The following is a 14,594-nucleotide window of genomic DNA, read 5'->3' on the forward strand; positions in this document are numbered from 1 at the left end:
ACGTCGTCGCACCTGAACAACGACATACGGATTTGAGAAAGATTATTATTTTTGGCGTGCCCCAAAACCATGCTAACCTTTGAAAGTATTTTGACTCGGAGAAATTTAAGATGGAGGATCCCGGCATTGCCGAGAGGCTGGTAGATTCGCTGGTTCGTCCTGACGGCAGCCCCAAAAAACGACCGGTCCACACCATAGGCATTGGTGCCACGGGCAGCTTTCTGGCATCGCATGTGGCGCGGGATTATTGCATCTCCAAGCATTTTCAGGGGACCGAAACGCCCGTTACGGTTCGGTTCTCGAACGGTTCGGGAAGCGCGGTTCAACACGATGGCTGGTCGGACGTACGCGGTATGGCGACGCGTTTCCATCTTGACGATGGCACGGCCACCGATCTGATCGCGATGACCCTGCCCGAGTTCTTTACCCCGACGCCCGAGACGTTTCTCGATTTCGCCCTTGCCGCAAAACCGGCAAAGTTCTCGCGTGAGTCGCCATGGCGAAAAATCCTCGATATGCTGAAACTCACGCCGCCGATGCGCGACCCCTATCCCGGCGAAACCGTCAGGCCGGACGAAGGCGCAATGCGCTTTGCGGATCGCAACGGCTATGCCCAGCTTGCCGTGTTTCAGGCCGCAGCGATCGGCGCACCAGCAAGCTATGATCGCGCATCTTACCATGCGGTGCATACGTTCGTCATAACCGCGCCGGATGGCACCCGCCGCTGGGTTCGCTTTACCTGGCAACCCATTGCCGGCGTTCTGGATACCAATCCCAATGCACCGCCGGAAGACGTTTATTTGCAGGACAAGTTACGCGAACGTCTGGCTCTCGCCCCCGCGCGTTTCTCGCTCATGATGTCGATAGGAGAGATAGGCGACGCCTTCGACGATCCCACCCGCCCATGGCCACCTCATCGCGTGCGGGTCATGATGGGAACCCTGACGCTGGATACGGTCGTCAAGGACCAGGAGGCCGATTGCGAACGCCTGAGCTTCAACCCCGGCCTGCTGACCGACGGTATCGAACCCTCCGGCGATCTGGTGTTGCGCGCGCGCAAGGACGTCTATGAGATTTCCAGCAAGAGGCGCGGTGCGGTACCTTGCCCATTTTCACGGAGCCAAGCGAATGACGAATGACGGCGGATGGTTTGATCGGTTCGTCGACAGCCTGCCCGAGCGGGGGTGGTTCAAGTTCCTCTCGACCTATGTCGTGGTGCCCTATTGGGTCTGGCGCGATCCCAAGCCAAAGCTGCCCGGCGGCCCACGCGCTTCGGCACAGCCCAGCGAAAACGTTCAGCGCATGATGAATCTGATCATGCCCCTCAAGGACAGTTCTCCGATTGGACGTGCAAAGGCCGCCCTGGCGATTGCACAGAACGTAGACGAGATATTTGCAGGTCTCGACAATGTCGGCACGGTGCATACCGCGCGTTTTCTGCTGCTGGATGACTACATTTGCATGATCTCGGTCTACGATGGCGATTTCAGCAATTACATTCGGGATTTCATTGCCACGATCGGGAGTGTTTTTGACGAGGTCGTCTCGCTGGTCGAGGGCGGCGACGACCTCATTCCCACAACGCATAATGTCGAGAGATTCATCGACTGGGTGCATGCGCACGATCTGTTCCAGGCGCCGGATTTCCCCACCGATCTGTTCGGGCTGCAGGATACGGCAAGCGGGCGCTCGCCCGACAGCCCACCTCACGAACTGCGGTCACTGCCGCGCGAGCTGATCCTGCAATTGAACGCCAACCCGAATATTTCACTGGGCGGCGGTTATCGCGCCTACCCCGGTTTTTCCGCCGCGCAGGTGCGCGGCAAATTCGGAGTGGGCTGGTGAATACAGAGTTCGATTCCAACGATCTTCAGGGCAACATCCTGCGCGGATATCGCCGCGATCTGGTCCGCTATCTGATCCTCGAAGTTGACAATCCTGCTGCGGCGCGGCGGTTTCTTGCCGCGGCGGTCGCTGGTAACAATGACGCGGTTCCTGCCATCACCCGAGAGAAAAGCTGGACCCGAAAGCCGGGGTTTTGCTTCAATATCGGCCTGACCTACGAAGGACTTCGGGCTTTGGGGACACCTTCGGACTGCCTGGCAACTTTTCCGACCGAGTTCGTCCAGGGGATGACCCATCGCGCGATCAAGCTTGGTGACTTTGGAACCAGCGCGCCAGCGAACTGGGCACCGCCGTTCAATCACCCCGAACGTGTGCATGTCGTTGCCTCGGTCTACGCCAATGACACTCCCCAGCTGGATCAGGTTCAGGATCAGGTGGCCCGGGCCTTTAATGTGCTTGGCGTCAGGAACGGCTACAATCTCGAAGATGACAAGGTGTACTTTGGCTACGTCGACAATATCTCGCAGCCTCGGTTCAACAGGATAGACGACCCGGATCAGGCCAAAGTCGACGAGCCTATTGACCCGCTCGGAACCATCCTGTTGGGGTATCCGACCCGGTTCGAAGATGTGTTGTTTCGCGTGCCTTCTCCTGCGGAACTCGGGCACAACGGAACCTTCAACGCATTTCGCATCCTGGCGCAGGACGTTGCCGGTTTCGAACGCTATCTCGATACAGCGGCTGACGCGTTATTGCGCCATCCCGACGTCGACCAGTTGCTGGCACCGGGAGAAGAGGACCGGATTGGCGCAGGTCTGGACCGACACGGCGCGTTGCGCGAAATCGTGGCGGCACAGATGTGTGGGCGCTGGCGCAATGGCGTGTCCTATGAGGCTTCGCCCGACGCGGCGGTGGTGCCCGACCCTCGTGCACCAAAGTTCCGCACCAATTTCGACTATGATCGCACCTCGCGATGTCCGGCAGGTTCGCACATGCGGCGTGTCAACCCACGCGGCGGCCCTATTGTCCAGCGCATCGCCAACTATACGCGAAGGCTGGTGCGGCGCGGCATGTCGTACGGTCCTCGCGACGTCGATCCGAGAAAACCTGAAAACGACGATCAGGAATGGGGCCTGCTTGGCAATTTCATCGGTGCCAACCTTGGTGCCCAGTTCGAAGCGGTGATGTGCGACTGGCTCAATCTCGGCTTGCAGGATCCCAATATCACCGGCTCGAACGATCCGCTGTTCGGCGCCAATTCACCCGAGTCCAGCTGGTTCGATCTGACGCTCAGGAATGGCGGTACAATTCGCCTGCGCGGTTTTCCACGCTTTGTGACGACCAGAGGCGGGGCCTATCTGTTTCTGCCAAGCCTTCCGGCGATCCGGTATCTGTCGGAATTGAACGGCTGAGCGTTGCGTCCGGCTCGACTGTCGGGCACGCCTCATCGCCGGGCACGGTCCAGTTCCGCCAATGCCTCCTCGATCCGCGTCAGCATGGGAGATGGGCCAGACGGTTTGACGATGCGCAGCGCCTCGGTCAAATGGCGTCTTGCGAGGACATTCTTTTTCTTGATCTTGTACAGCAGTCCCAGAATCATCTCTGTGCGCCCGATGTGATGCCCGTCCCGATCGAATTGCGGATTCGAGCGCACCTGCTCCACCAACGAAAAAATCCTCTTTGCGCCAAACATAAACACCCCGCTCAACGATCGGATATTGCGCAGTAGCACGCCCAGAGACGCCCCCCCCTTGCCTGACAGGATTTCGAGATAGACCTCACACAGAAACAGGCGATACCAGTCGGCTGCCGTTTGATACCCCTCCTGCTCGCGGCGAGCGATGGCCATTTCAATGTGCCGCAGCCCATCGTCAATCTTTCCGCTCACAGCCAGTCCGACGCCCACCATCGTATCCGGCGTCGAACAGAACAACGCCCAGCCGCGTTCTTCGCAAGAATCTACATATTGCTTCACCTCGTCCAGCGCCCCCGGTTTGTCGAGAGGCACGAGTGTCGCGCACCTTGCAGCGCTGGCGATGGTAATCTCGAACTGGACCCGCGACAGGCTGAGCGCCTGTTCCGCCATCTCCAGCGCCGTCTCATGGTCATCGCTGACCATCGCGATCAAGGCTTTCATCGCAGTCCCATAGCCAAGGGAACGTGGGTCGTTCATCGAGACACCGACAACAATCATGTTATCCGCAGCCTGGTTTGCCTCTGCGACCTGGCCGCGGCTGACAGCGTTCCATCCCACATGAGCCAAAAAGAAATTGTGAAGATACGCGTCATCGAGGCCAGCCAGCACCGTTTCGGCTTTTTGTCGCTTGGCTGTGAAAGCTTCGCTTGAGAGTCGCCCGCAATAACATGACACCGACAATTCGGTAACGAGCGCATAAGCCATCGACCTCGGGTCGCCCAAACGTTCCGCCATCGCCGACAATTCACTCTGGACCTCAAGCGCGTCGCGATACCTTCCGTTCCAGACAAGACATGCCGAATGGTGATGCAGGAAGAGCACGCGATGGTGACTGTCCCCAACCCCCTCAAGGATCGGCCCGACCTTGATCGCCAGATCGAGCATCGTCTTGACTCGCAGCGAAATGTTCAGGCAAAGCGCGTAGCTGGCAAGAAACGCCGCGAATTCATCTTGGGTCGTGCAGGCCGGATCATGTTGATAGAGCGCGAACGCAGAAGCGAAATATCTGTTGGCTTCTCCAAGCGAAAACACACCCAGACTTTTGACGCCCGCCAACGCGCTATAGGTAAATGCGAGATCGGTGCGATCCGTAAGGCCATAGTGATACGCCAAGGTCTCTGCTGCCTCGGCAAGACGCTGGTCGTTGCGTTTCTCCAAAGCCTTGGCAATCGCCAGGTGAAGCTCGGTCCGGCGATCCGAAAGCAGGCTTTGATAGACCGTGTCCCGCAACAACACATGTTTGAAAATATAATCCGAAGATTTTGCCTCGCGATAGACGATGTCCTGCACTTGAAGCCGACGCAACGCAGCGCCGGTTTCGTCTGCCTTGCCGGAAACAGATGAAAGAAGGCCCGGATCGAAACGTCGGCCAATTGCTGCAGCCGCCTGCAACACTGCGCGGTCTTCCGGTTCAAGCCGATCAATTCTGGCGGCGAGCAAGCTCTGCATGTTTGGGGGCAGCGCGCTTTTGCCCAGCTCGGCGTCAAATTCAACCTTGCCCGCGTCGATACGCAAGGCACCCTGCTCGAGCAGGAAACTCAGGATTTCCTCACCAAAGAGCGGATTGCCCGCTGCACGCTCGGTGACTTGTAGAATCAACGCTTCAGGCAGGTGATCGATGCCCAGACGGGTCTGTATCAGATACCCGATGTCCGGTGCCGCAAGCGGCCCGAGCGCCAATGGAATAACGCCAGACTTGTCCCGCCAGTCCGGCACGTATTCCGGTCGCCGGGTATGGATGATAAGCAAATTGGGCTGCCCGCCGCTTTCGATCAGCTTGCTCAACATCTCTTCGGAGGCATGGTCAATCCAGTGAATGTCCTCGATCAGGACAACGATCAAGGACGTTGCACATCTCGCTCTGAGCAGCGCGCGCAACAGATCTCGCGTGCGCAGCCCGATCAGAACACCGTCAAGACCGTCAAACGCACCTGCTGGCGGTTGTATGCCCAGAAAATTGAGCAAAAGACCCACGTTTTCCGTCGTTTTCAGATTCGACCGCCGAAGCCCACTTTCCAGCTTGCGCGCAATTTCCCTGGGTTCATCCTCGTCGCGGATCAGGAAAGAACTGCGCACGACCTCGAGAAACGGAAAAAACGGAACCCTCTGGCCGTTGGCAGAGCAATGCCCCGTCAGCACCACGGCGTCCTGAGATTTGCCCTGCCTCAGAAACTCGAACACGAGCCGGGTCTTGCCCAAACCCGGCTCGGCAACGATGTCCATCGCACAGAGCTGGGTTCGCGCCCGATCAAGCGCATCGGACAATTCCGCCAACTCAGCGCTGCGCCCCACATATTCGCTCAGCCCTTGGGCCACAGAGGCATCGAACCGTTTGGCCCCTTCGCGGACAGACAGAAGCTGCCAGACCTTCTGCCGTTTGGCCATGCCCCTGATCTCGTGTTCGCCGCCAAAGTTCAATTCGACGAGCCATTCAACCAGGCGGCGCGTCGCGTCGCACACCAGACAGCCCCCGGGCTGCGCCTGCTTTTGTATACGCGCGGCCAGGTTCACGGTATTGCCGACAGCCGTCAGCTGGCCCCCCTCGCCCTCTACGGGTGCCATCACCGCAACCCCCGAACTGACACCGACACGCACACAGGGACGTACGCCAAACTTGGTCTCGATATCGCCTGCGGATGGCCCAAATGCAGCCTGGATCGACAACGCTGCGCGACAGGCGCGAATCGCCGCATCTTCTTGGACTTCCGGAATTCCAAATACCGCCATGATGCTGTCACCCGCAAAACCGCGCACCACGCCGCCATGCCGGTGAACGGCATCGCTCAGCCTTTCATATATCATTCGGGTGAACGCGAGCGCTCCTTCCTCACCGAGTCGCTCTATGATTGCGGTGTACCCAACCATATCAGTCGACAGCACGGAAACTTGCCGTCGCTCGCCCAGACGCGTCGGCCGGCTTGTGGCAAGGGTTGTTGCTTCATCCATGGTGAGACAGATATTACATTACCCGGATCGAAATCGCTAGCATACGCAAACCGACACCGATGGTTTCACGTTCCCCAATTGCGATCCGCATCCGCGTGGCAATGGGCGCAGGACAGCGCCCCCTTGGCATCAAAGTGCTCAAATAGGATCCCCTTCCTGACACGGCTCAGGAAATCCCACCCGAAAAATGCAAAATGCTCTGGCTATTTCGAAATTTCCGTCCTTTGGCCGACCTGAGCGATCCGACAAATCGCAAAGCAGGCTTTACGCGTTGAATGCGAGCTTCAGTCCAGGCCGAGGCCAACGCGTCTTGTAAATCTTGCCGGTGCTGGAGGCTGTAATCCATACGTCCTGCATGTCCGCGCCGCCAAAACAGAGGTTGGTTGTAAAGAGGTCCGGAACCGCGACGTGCTCTGTCACCCCATCAGGGCTGAAGACGGTGATGCCCCCATTAAATATCGTACCGACACAAATACGTCCCGAGGCCTCGACCTTGAGGCTGTCCAGCCATTGAAACTCTGGAAGCGTTTGCACGACCTCACCAGGCATGACAGGCAGCGGTCCGGGTTTTACCTTTCCGGGGCCGGTGATCTCCAAAGCCCAGAGGCGTCCGAATACCGTGTCCGAAACGTACAGCGTCTTATCGTCCGGCGAAATCCCGATACCGTTGGGCATCGGAATTGCAACGACATGCTCCAGCGTTTTTCCATCGGTCGTCGCGTAATACAACGCACCGGTCTTGGTGCTTTCCAGACCCTGGACGCCTGAATCGGTAAACCAGAACCCGCCAGATTTATCAAAGACGATATCGTCCGGCGCGAGCAGTCTTTTTTCACCGAAAGTCGAGTACAAAGTTCTGACTTCGCCGGTCTTCAGATCGACCCGCTGGATCGACCCCCCGCAGTGCTTTGGATTATTATCGGGTATCGTAATCTGCTTGTTCCCATAGGGGTCAGGGCCGAAAGGAACGAAATTATAGACGCCGCCGTTGTTGCATACATATGCGGCACCGTCGGGTCCGATCGCCACGCCATTGGGTCCGCCCGGAAGGTCGGCCACAACTTTGACGCCACCGTCCACCTCGACACGCGACAGCGTTTCATTCTTGATGTCGACATAAAGCAACGAACCATCGGCCATCGCCACGGGCCCCTCGGGAAAGCCGAGACCGCTCACCACTTCTTGCAATTCCAGTGACATACTATCGCTCCCCTGAACGCGCCAACTGATAGATTCCGTTTTGAAACACGGCAGTTGACGACCATTTATGTAACCTGCGCTTCTTGACCCAATGCTGCCTTGCTTGACGGCACTACGCAAATGCTAGTCCATAATCGGCGCTTGATCCATCCTGACATCAAAGGATCTTGTCAGACGGATTTGCAGCGACCGCAGTACCTTTACAGGGTATGCCGGATGGGGATTGCGGGTCTCGGCCGTTCCTTAACGTCGGCAAACCGGCTAATGAATGCCATCGGCGCGCGGCATTGCGTGAGCGTGGCTTGCGGTATTCAAACGCGCGCCTGGGTCTGTCCACCGATTGGCGGCATGTTCCCAAATCGCCGGTGGTGGCTTTTGACACCATTGGCGGCAGCCGCTTGAAACGCACGGTCGCCGTGATGGCTGGGGTCATGGATTTTGTGCACAAAAGGCGGTCCCGCGCGGTCCGTCCCCGCTCTGTTCGCCCCATGGCAAGCAGACATCTTGATTCAAACGCAAATTTCCCGGCGATGCCGGTTTCATTCAGGGGCAGGATGTTGAGCTTTGGTCCTTTGCCGTCGGACTGAGGAGGCATCCGGATTGCAAGGGCTGCGACGACTGCACGCGCGGCAAACGCGTCTATGTATTTGTTCAGGGCGCAGTTCGATTTAGATCTGGATGCCCGGACTTCATGTCTATCGAGACCTGCCCGTGTCAAAGCCCATTTCAGTTCGATGCCGGTCAATTTACCGTCCAGGCGATCAGCAACCACCTCTTTTTTGCCTGGCGGACAGTGTTTCAAGATTCTCTGGCTCTGACGCTCGTAGGGCGAGTGCTCTATTGGAAATTTCAAAATCAACGAGCTCATCTTGGGCGTTCGCAACTTTCAGTCAGGCCCCGATCATTCACAAGCCTGGTGTCGCGACCTGGGCCTGATATTGCTAATCCTGCCCGAAGAGCCGCCCGAACTGGGCGCAAGTGTCGTTGACCCCCGCCATGCGAAGCATGTGCCAGGAAAGCGCCTGGTTGCTGGATATGACTGGAACCCCCAGCCTCGCCTCGGCCTCGGGGATGATATCGAGACACCGCAGGTTCGTGCATGAAACGAAAACCGCATCGCAAGGTGCCTGTGCGGCGACGGCCTCCACGGCCTGAAGGATCGAGGATGGGGTAATCCGGGCGACGACACGGTCGTTGCCTTCCTCAAACGAACCGAACCCCGCAATCTCGTACCCCGCCTGCTCAAGTTTTGCGCGCATCCCAGCCGATACCTCAGGCACATAGGGCGTGACAAAGCCAAGCCGCGTCGCCCCAAGGTGCCTGCCTGCCGCGATGATCGCCGCAAGCGGGTCGGTCACCCGCGCACCGGGGCACACGCTCTGGATAGCCCCTGCCACCCTGTCCGAGCCGATCACGGTCGAGGCCGATGTGCAGCCAAACCCGATGGCGTCAAAGCTCCGCGATGGCGACGGCGGCAACAGCCGCGCCGAGGTTGGCAGGTCCTGCTCCATCCGGGCCAGCGTATCGGGGCGGATTTCGGGAACCATCGCGATCCGGCTGTGATGCAGAACAACCCCCGCCAGCTTCATGATGCGCGCGAATTCGGGCTCGAGCGTTTCGTCGGTTTCGAGCACGATCACGCCAAGCTTGGCCCGTGTGCCGATACCGTCATCGGTCTGGAAGTCGAGTTTCATTGATATACCTCAGATGATCGGCAGTTCGGGCGCAGCGCGTTCGGTCAAAAGTCTGGCACCGCCCGCCCGCACCACAATATCTTCCTCGTGGACCATGATCCGTCCATCGCCATATCCAAGCGACGGCTCAAGCGTCAGCACCATATTCTCGGTAATTTCCGTCGTATCCCAGGCCGCATGCGAGGGCCATTCGGTCAATTGCATCCCAAGCCCATGTCCAAACCGCCCGACATCGCCCCCCTGATCGTCCTTTTCGGCAATCACTCCCTGCATCGCAAGGAAAAGGTCACGGCAGGTGGCGCCCGGGCGCGCGGCAGCGATGCCCGCTTCGGTGGCACGCCAGAGAATGTCATAAGCCCAGCGAGAGGCATCGTCCGCCGACCCGATGGCATAGTTGCGGTCGAAATCGCAAAAATAGCCGTCCCAGTTGGCGCCGCTGTCGAGCATCAGAATATCGCCTGTGGCCAGCGGACGGCGGGACGGCGGAGAAATAACGTCTCTATAGCCGCCGGTATCGGCCCCGCCGACAAGATACGGAACGTCGTCCGCACCCTGGGCAAGCCCCTCACGGCGGAAGGCCCGGAACAGATTTTCGAGGGGCTGGCCTGCATTTGCGAAATGAGGAACCCGGGCAAAGGTGCGCGAGCCGATCGCGCAGATATGCGCGATCTTTTCGATTTCGGCCTCGGATTTCACCATTCGAAGACTTCGTACGAGACCGGTGGCATCGGCTATCTGTAACGCCCCGAGCCCGGCCAGAAGCCGCTCGTAATCTGCGAGCGGCATCCTCAGATGGGTCTCATGCCCCTTCATCAAGCCGATGGTCTCGCCGCGTTGCGCATAGGGCGTCAAAAGGTCCGTCAGAAGGCTGACTCCATCATCTTCTGGTACGGGCGCGTCCCAGGTCCGGATGTCATCGATCCAGGTGCGCCGCATCAGATCTGCGCCGATCCCGGGAACGATCGCGATGGGCTTGCCCGTTGCCGGAACGAACAGGAACCACGGGCGGGTTGGGCTTTGCCAGAACAGCGTATGAAATCCACTGAAATAGCGGACCTCCGGCTCGGTGGTCAGCAGCAGTCCGACCAATCCGGCCTCGGCCATTCTCTCCTGCGCCCGCGCCGTGCGGCTGGCGAATTCCTCTTCCCTAAAGCCTCGATCCGGGGCGGTCATGATACATGGTCCTTTCGCGGAGGCAGCCGGTCTTGTACCAGGCTGACCCAGATGTCTGTGCCGATCGGCAACAGGGCGTAGTTGAAATCATGGTCAGAGAATGCAGCGGGCGGGCATGCGCCCCGGCCTCACCATTGCGGCGCAACAGGAAGCAGCCCGGCACGCAAGCCGGGAATTGTGCAAAATCCTCGGAAAAGCTCATCGGTGTGCGATCACGGATCGGATCGCAGCCAGCGGCCTCGGCGGCACGGTATACGGGCTCGACAGGTAGTTCGGCGTTGATCGTTTCGACGAATTGTGTGTCGAAACCGACCGTTGCCTCGATCCCGTATGCGGTGGCCACACCTGTAGCGATCTGGCGCTTGAAGCGCTCGATGGCGATGCGGTCTTCGGGCGAACGGGCACGGAAATCGCCCTTGAGCGCCCCATTTCCGGAAAGAACGTTGCGCTGACCATCGGTCAGGAATTCGGTCACCGATAAGACCGCGCCGGACGCCGGTGCGCGTTTGCGTACAGCCACCGATTGCCCGGCGAGTACAAGTTCGACACCAACCGTGATGGCATCCACGCCTGTCTGCGGCATCGAGGCATGGCCGCCGCATCCTTTCACGGCAATTTCGAACAACGTCTCGCTGTTCCAAATGATGCCTGCACGTGTCGAAATCTGGCCGGTTGGGGCGCCGGGCAAGTTGTGGCTGGCATAGATTTCTTCGACCGGAAACTGTTCGGGCACACCTTCGTCGATCATCGCGTACCCAGCCCGATGGCCGTGTTCTTGGCACCGGCCCGAAGCACGCCGACAACGCCAGCCCCCTCGTGCACATCGATGCCAAGAGACCCAAGGCGCTCGGCGACGACCGCCTTGGTCCGCGTTTCCCGAAAGCCTAATTCGGGGGGCCGGTGCAGATCCTGCCGAAGCCGTGTCAAACGGGTCTCAAAATTGCCCATGGTGCGACGATCCCTTACTCACGACCAGTATACACAGCCGCGATGCACCAGAGACATCGAGTTTCGCCTCTTTGGCAGAAAAACCTGCAAAAACCGGATCTGTACAGATTGATTTCAATAATTCAGGTCAAATGGCTCGGTTCGACACGGGGCTGAATGCGCCCGCAGCCACCACCCCGCACCGCGTCTGCTGCCATCTAGATCGGCAGATTCAGCCCGATCTTGGTGCGCTCCATCGCCACCGAGATCGGAATCGCCGGACATTCGAATTCTCAAAGAACAGCCCGTGGGCCAAAGCCTCGAAGGCCCGCACATCCTGTGCCGTGCAGATCAGAATAATATCCGCGTCGCGGGTCACATAGTGGCATTGCCGGACCTGCGGCTCGGCCTTGGCACGCTTTCGGAACAAATCGAGCTGATGCAGCGATTCCCGGTCCAGTTCGACCAGTACAATAAATGTCATCTTCCTATCCGAAACCGACCGGATCAAACCGGATGCAGCTTTCGGAAATCTTTCCCGTCTTGCCAATGGTCGCCGCGCGATCATTCAGATCGGGCAGCTTCTCTTGCAATGCCAGAGGCCTGATGATGAGGTACAGAAATCCCATGGGATCACTCCGGTACCGCCGCCGCAAGTTGCTCCGGTGGAAGGCGAACGGGGGGGTAATTCTGCGTGGAAATCGGCAACAGGTGCAACGCATTGCCCTTGAAATCGTCGCTGCAATCGCGCGTCCGGATGTCGGCCTTCTCGTCTCGAAATTTGCGGACAAGCCTCTACAAATCTAGGGGCACAACATCGATGCGGCCAAGCGCGAGATGCCAGATTGGCGGCCCATGCAGGGTCTGTGCCAACAGCCATACAACTCTTCAGCACGGGGTCCGGCAGCGAGATTACCGGCTGAGTTCATTCAGCAGCCATTCAGCGCGCTCGACATGCGTGCGCGCCACACCGAGCTTTTTTTCCAGTCGGGCTTTCTTGTCGGCGGAATGCGCAGAGGCGATCTCTGCTTCAAGTTCGTCCGTCTTCTTCTTGAGCTTGGCCAGGACCTTTTCGACGTGGTTTGGCTTGATTTTGCTGGCCTTGCCACTTTCAAGGCGTTCATTGTATTCGACCACTTTGGCCGCAAGTTTGTTCAGGCCCATTTGCACGACTCCAATCTATACCAATGCCCTAGCGTAGGAGCGTTTCATGACATTTATGTAGCAGCTTGCCCGGACGCATCCGACACCGGCTGCGGATCCGCATCGCCCGGGCTTTCGCCAATCTCTTCTTCATCGAGCGACAGGAGGCGTTCGACCTCGGCCATGGAACCGTCACGTTCGATGTAATAGCTGCGGGCCGCTTCGATCAGTTGACGCATGGCGCCGTACGCATAGCCAGAATCGTTCATGAAAGACGTCGCGGCGGCCGGGCTTAAATCTCCGGCGCGGATCAACGCGTCCACGCGATGTGTGGTCAGGCGCACTGCGTCCTCGATCTGGGCGCGTTCCTGATCCAGCCAAAGCCCGCTGCGATCTTCTGGCGCAGCAAGCCCCATTTTTCTGATTTCCACCGCAATTCGTGCAATATCGGTCCTGAGGCTGTCATACAACTCTGTGACCGCGCCCTGCTGGCGCGTGGTGTAGTTCAGGATGTTCTTGCGCAGGTGCTTGATGGATTTGACTGCCTGAACGATGTCGCTTGCGACGTCGCGCAGCTCATAAACCCGATCGGCGATCTCGGGAGGCAGTCGCTTGTCTCCGGCGCGTGTCGCGAATTCCACGATCGCGGAATAGATCGTCTTGACCCGGTTTTCATATCCGTTGGCGAGATCAAGCTCTAAAGGCGCCCGGCTCTTGCGCACCGTCGCCGCGACATTATCCGTCGCGAAAATCTCGTTCTGGTGCAGATTGAGACCGTGCAGGATCAGTTCGATCGCGTTTTCATAGAGATGGAGCACTTCCTTGCTCAGCGCGATTTCAAGGGTTTGCGGGAACTCGTCGGCGGCCTCGTTCAAATACCGGGGGCGACTGACATCCGGCTGAGGGTCGGCAATACGGCGCTCAAGCAGTCTGACCAGACGTTGCAGGAACGGCAACATGATAACGACCCCGAGTAAATTGAAAACCGTGTGAAAAACCGCCAGTTTCAACGCATAGTCGTCCGGGGCGATCCCCACCAGAGCGCTAATCGCATCGACCGCATCACGCAGCTGGACAATGAAGATCAACGCAAGACCGGCTGTCAGAGTATTGAAGATCAAGTGGGCCAGCGCCAGACGCTTGCCTTGGTGGTTCGCTCCGAGCGAGCCGATTATGGCGGTAATCGTCGTGCCGATGTTTGCACCGATCGCCAGCGCCAGTGCGTTCTCGTAACTGATCTGTCCGGCGGCAAGCGCTGTCAGAATCAGCACCATCGTGGCGTGGCTGGACTGCATGACCACGGTCGCGAACATGCCGACAATGGAATAGACGATGAGCCCGATCAGTCCGGACAGCGCAAAGCGCGTCAGGTCAATCTGGTCCTTAAATGCGTCAAAGCCCTCTTTCATGTAATGGATGCCCAGGAACAGGAAACCAAGGCCGGCCAGCGCATAGCCGATGCCCCGCAAGGGCCTGGATTTCTGGAAAACGAGAACGATGCTGAGCGCGATCATCGGCATTGCATAGGCCGCGATGTTGACCTTGAGTCCAAGTCCCGCAACCAGCCACGCACCGGTTGTCGTGCCGATATTGGCACCGAAGACGATCCCGACACCGCCAATCAAGGAGATCAACCCGGCGCTAAGAAAGGATATGGTGATCACCGAGACGAGAGAACTCGATTGCAGCAGGCTGGTGGCGACGATCCCGAAACCGATCGCGCGGGGTGTAGAGGCTGTCGCGCGCGCCAGAACCTGTTCCAGCGTGCCGCCGCCGAACAGCTTGAAGCCGTCTTCGAGCATCAGCATTCCGAACAGAAAGATTGCGACTCCGGCCGCGATTTCCTGAGCGTCAGGGCTGAACCAGAAGGTCACAAGTAGCGTGCCGATTACGACTGGAAGATAAAAGCGGCTCATTCGGCAGGGTCACACCGCGCCGACCGCTCACGCCTTTCGACCAATCGCGGCAGC

General features: G+C 58.6%; 14 protein-coding genes. 3 read left to right on the forward strand and 11 right to left on the reverse strand.

Features of this window, described 5'->3' with window-relative positions; all coding sequences use genetic code 11:
- Positions 1-110 precede the first annotated feature (110 nt).
- From NANH_RS0106060 to NANH_RS0106070, 3 genes are read left to right on the forward strand one after another with little or no spacing between them, the layout of a single operon-like run.
- On the forward strand, positions 111-1,139 hold the full coding sequence (locus NANH_RS0106060; RefSeq protein ID WP_027261219.1) for a catalase: 1,029 nt from the start codon (positions 111-113) through the stop codon (positions 1,137-1,139).
- The gene (locus NANH_RS0106065; RefSeq protein WP_027261220.1) at positions 1,129-1,845 is read left to right on the forward strand and encodes a hypothetical protein; all 717 of its coding nucleotides are present in this window, start codon (positions 1,129-1,131) and stop codon (positions 1,843-1,845) included. Before NANH_RS0106060 ends, NANH_RS0106065 begins: the two co-directional genes overlap by 11 nt.
- Entirely contained in the window at positions 1,842-3,257 is a 1,416-nt protein-coding gene (locus tag NANH_RS0106070; protein WP_027261221.1) for a Dyp-type peroxidase, read from the forward strand. Before NANH_RS0106065 ends, NANH_RS0106070 begins: the two co-directional genes overlap by 4 nt.
- Positions 3,258-3,289: 32 nt before the next feature.
- Here NANH_RS0106070 and NANH_RS0106075 read toward each other — a convergent pair whose 3' ends face one another.
- The 11 genes from NANH_RS0106075 to NANH_RS0106125 all read right to left on the reverse strand — a co-directional run bounded on the left by NANH_RS0106075 (position 3,290) and on the right by NANH_RS0106125 (position 14,540).
- The gene (locus tag NANH_RS0106075; protein WP_027261222.1) at positions 3,290-6,487 is read right to left on the reverse strand and encodes an ATP-binding protein; all 3,198 of its coding nucleotides are present in this window, start codon (positions 6,485-6,487) and stop codon (positions 3,290-3,292) included.
- A gap of 264 nt (positions 6,488-6,751) precedes the next feature.
- Positions 6,752-7,687, reverse strand: a complete 936-nt coding sequence (locus NANH_RS0106080; RefSeq protein ID WP_139236466.1) for an SMP-30/gluconolactonase/LRE family protein — start codon at positions 7,685-7,687, stop codon at positions 6,752-6,754.
- A 157-nt stretch (positions 7,688-7,844) separates the two neighbouring features.
- Entirely contained in the window at positions 7,845-8,555 is a 711-nt protein-coding gene (locus tag NANH_RS28410) for a hypothetical protein (RefSeq protein ID WP_139236464.1), read from the reverse strand.
- Between the two features lie 73 nt (positions 8,556-8,628).
- Positions 8,629-9,381, reverse strand: coding sequence for a maleate cis-trans isomerase family protein (locus NANH_RS0106090; protein ID WP_027261225.1), 753 nt, complete (start codon positions 9,379-9,381; stop codon positions 8,629-8,631).
- A gap of 9 nt (positions 9,382-9,390) precedes the next feature.
- Entirely contained in the window at positions 9,391-10,554 is a 1,164-nt protein-coding gene (locus NANH_RS0106095) for a M24 family metallopeptidase (RefSeq protein ID WP_027261226.1), read from the reverse strand.
- On the reverse strand, positions 10,529-11,302 hold the full coding sequence (locus NANH_RS25620; protein ID WP_322786784.1) for a zinc-binding metallopeptidase family protein: 774 nt from the start codon (positions 11,300-11,302) through the stop codon (positions 10,529-10,531). The genes NANH_RS0106095 and NANH_RS25620 overlap by 26 nt, the downstream gene beginning before the upstream one ends.
- Positions 11,299-11,502 carry a hypothetical protein gene (locus NANH_RS29645; protein WP_322786785.1) on the reverse strand — a complete coding sequence of 68 codons (204 nt, stop codon included), beginning with the start codon at positions 11,500-11,502 and terminating at the stop codon, positions 11,299-11,301. The genes NANH_RS25620 and NANH_RS29645 overlap by 4 nt, the downstream gene beginning before the upstream one ends.
- 211 nt (positions 11,503-11,713) lie before the next feature.
- Positions 11,714-11,965 (reverse strand): Lrp/AsnC ligand binding domain-containing protein, encoded by a 252-nt coding sequence (locus NANH_RS25625; RefSeq protein ID WP_051372259.1) that lies wholly within the window; start codon positions 11,963-11,965, stop codon positions 11,714-11,716.
- 4 nt (positions 11,966-11,969) lie between these two features.
- Entirely contained in the window at positions 11,970-12,110 is a 141-nt protein-coding gene (locus tag NANH_RS29050; protein WP_211237075.1) for a hypothetical protein, read from the reverse strand.
- A 283-nt stretch (positions 12,111-12,393) separates the two neighbouring features.
- The gene (locus tag NANH_RS0106120) at positions 12,394-12,645 is read right to left on the reverse strand and encodes a hypothetical protein (protein WP_027261228.1); all 252 of its coding nucleotides are present in this window, start codon (positions 12,643-12,645) and stop codon (positions 12,394-12,396) included.
- 53 nt (positions 12,646-12,698) lie between these two features.
- Positions 12,699-14,540, reverse strand: coding sequence for a Na/Pi cotransporter family protein (locus tag NANH_RS0106125; protein ID WP_051372260.1), 1,842 nt, complete (start codon positions 14,538-14,540; stop codon positions 12,699-12,701).
- Between the last annotated feature and the right edge of the window lie 54 nt (positions 14,541-14,594).

The sequence above is a fragment of the Sedimentitalea nanhaiensis DSM 24252 genome, from assembly GCF_000473225.1.
Lineage (GTDB): Bacteria > Pseudomonadota > Alphaproteobacteria > Rhodobacterales > Rhodobacteraceae > Sedimentitalea > Sedimentitalea nanhaiensis.

Coding starts and splice junctions, on each gene's coding strand:
- NANH_RS0106060 (WP_027261219.1), top strand. CDS start 111: ATGGAGGATCCCGGCATTGCCGAGAGGCTGGTAGATTCGCTGGTTCGT.
- NANH_RS0106065 (WP_027261220.1), top strand. CDS start 1,129: ATGACGAATGACGGCGGATGGTTTGATCGGTTCGTCGACAGCCTGCCC.
- NANH_RS0106075 (WP_027261222.1), bottom strand. CDS start 6,487: ATGGATGAAGCAACAACCCTTGCCACAAGCCGGCCGACGCGTCTGGGC.
- NANH_RS0106080 (WP_139236466.1), bottom strand. CDS start 7,687: ATGTCACTGGAATTGCAAGAAGTGGTGAGCGGTCTCGGCTTTCCCGAG.
- NANH_RS28410 (WP_139236464.1), bottom strand. CDS start 8,555: ATGAGCTCGTTGATTTTGAAATTTCCAATAGAGCACTCGCCCTACGAG.
- NANH_RS0106090 (WP_027261225.1), bottom strand. CDS start 9,381: ATGAAACTCGACTTCCAGACCGATGACGGTATCGGCACACGGGCCAAG.
- NANH_RS0106095 (WP_027261226.1), bottom strand. CDS start 10,554: ATGACCGCCCCGGATCGAGGCTTTAGGGAAGAGGAATTCGCCAGCCGC.
- NANH_RS25620 (WP_322786784.1), bottom strand. CDS start 11,302: ATGATCGACGAAGGTGTGCCCGAACAGTTTCCGGTCGAAGAAATCTAT.
- NANH_RS29645 (WP_322786785.1), bottom strand. CDS start 11,502: ATGGGCAATTTTGAGACCCGTTTGACACGGCTTCGGCAGGATCTGCAC.
- NANH_RS25625 (WP_051372259.1), bottom strand. CDS start 11,965: ATGACATTTATTGTACTGGTCGAACTGGACCGGGAATCGCTGCATCAG.
- NANH_RS29050 (WP_211237075.1), bottom strand. CDS start 12,110: ATGGGATTTCTGTACCTCATCATCAGGCCTCTGGCATTGCAAGAGAAG.
- NANH_RS0106120 (WP_027261228.1), bottom strand. CDS start 12,645: ATGGGCCTGAACAAACTTGCGGCCAAAGTGGTCGAATACAATGAACGC.
- NANH_RS0106125 (WP_051372260.1), bottom strand. CDS start 14,540: ATGAGCCGCTTTTATCTTCCAGTCGTAATCGGCACGCTACTTGTGACC.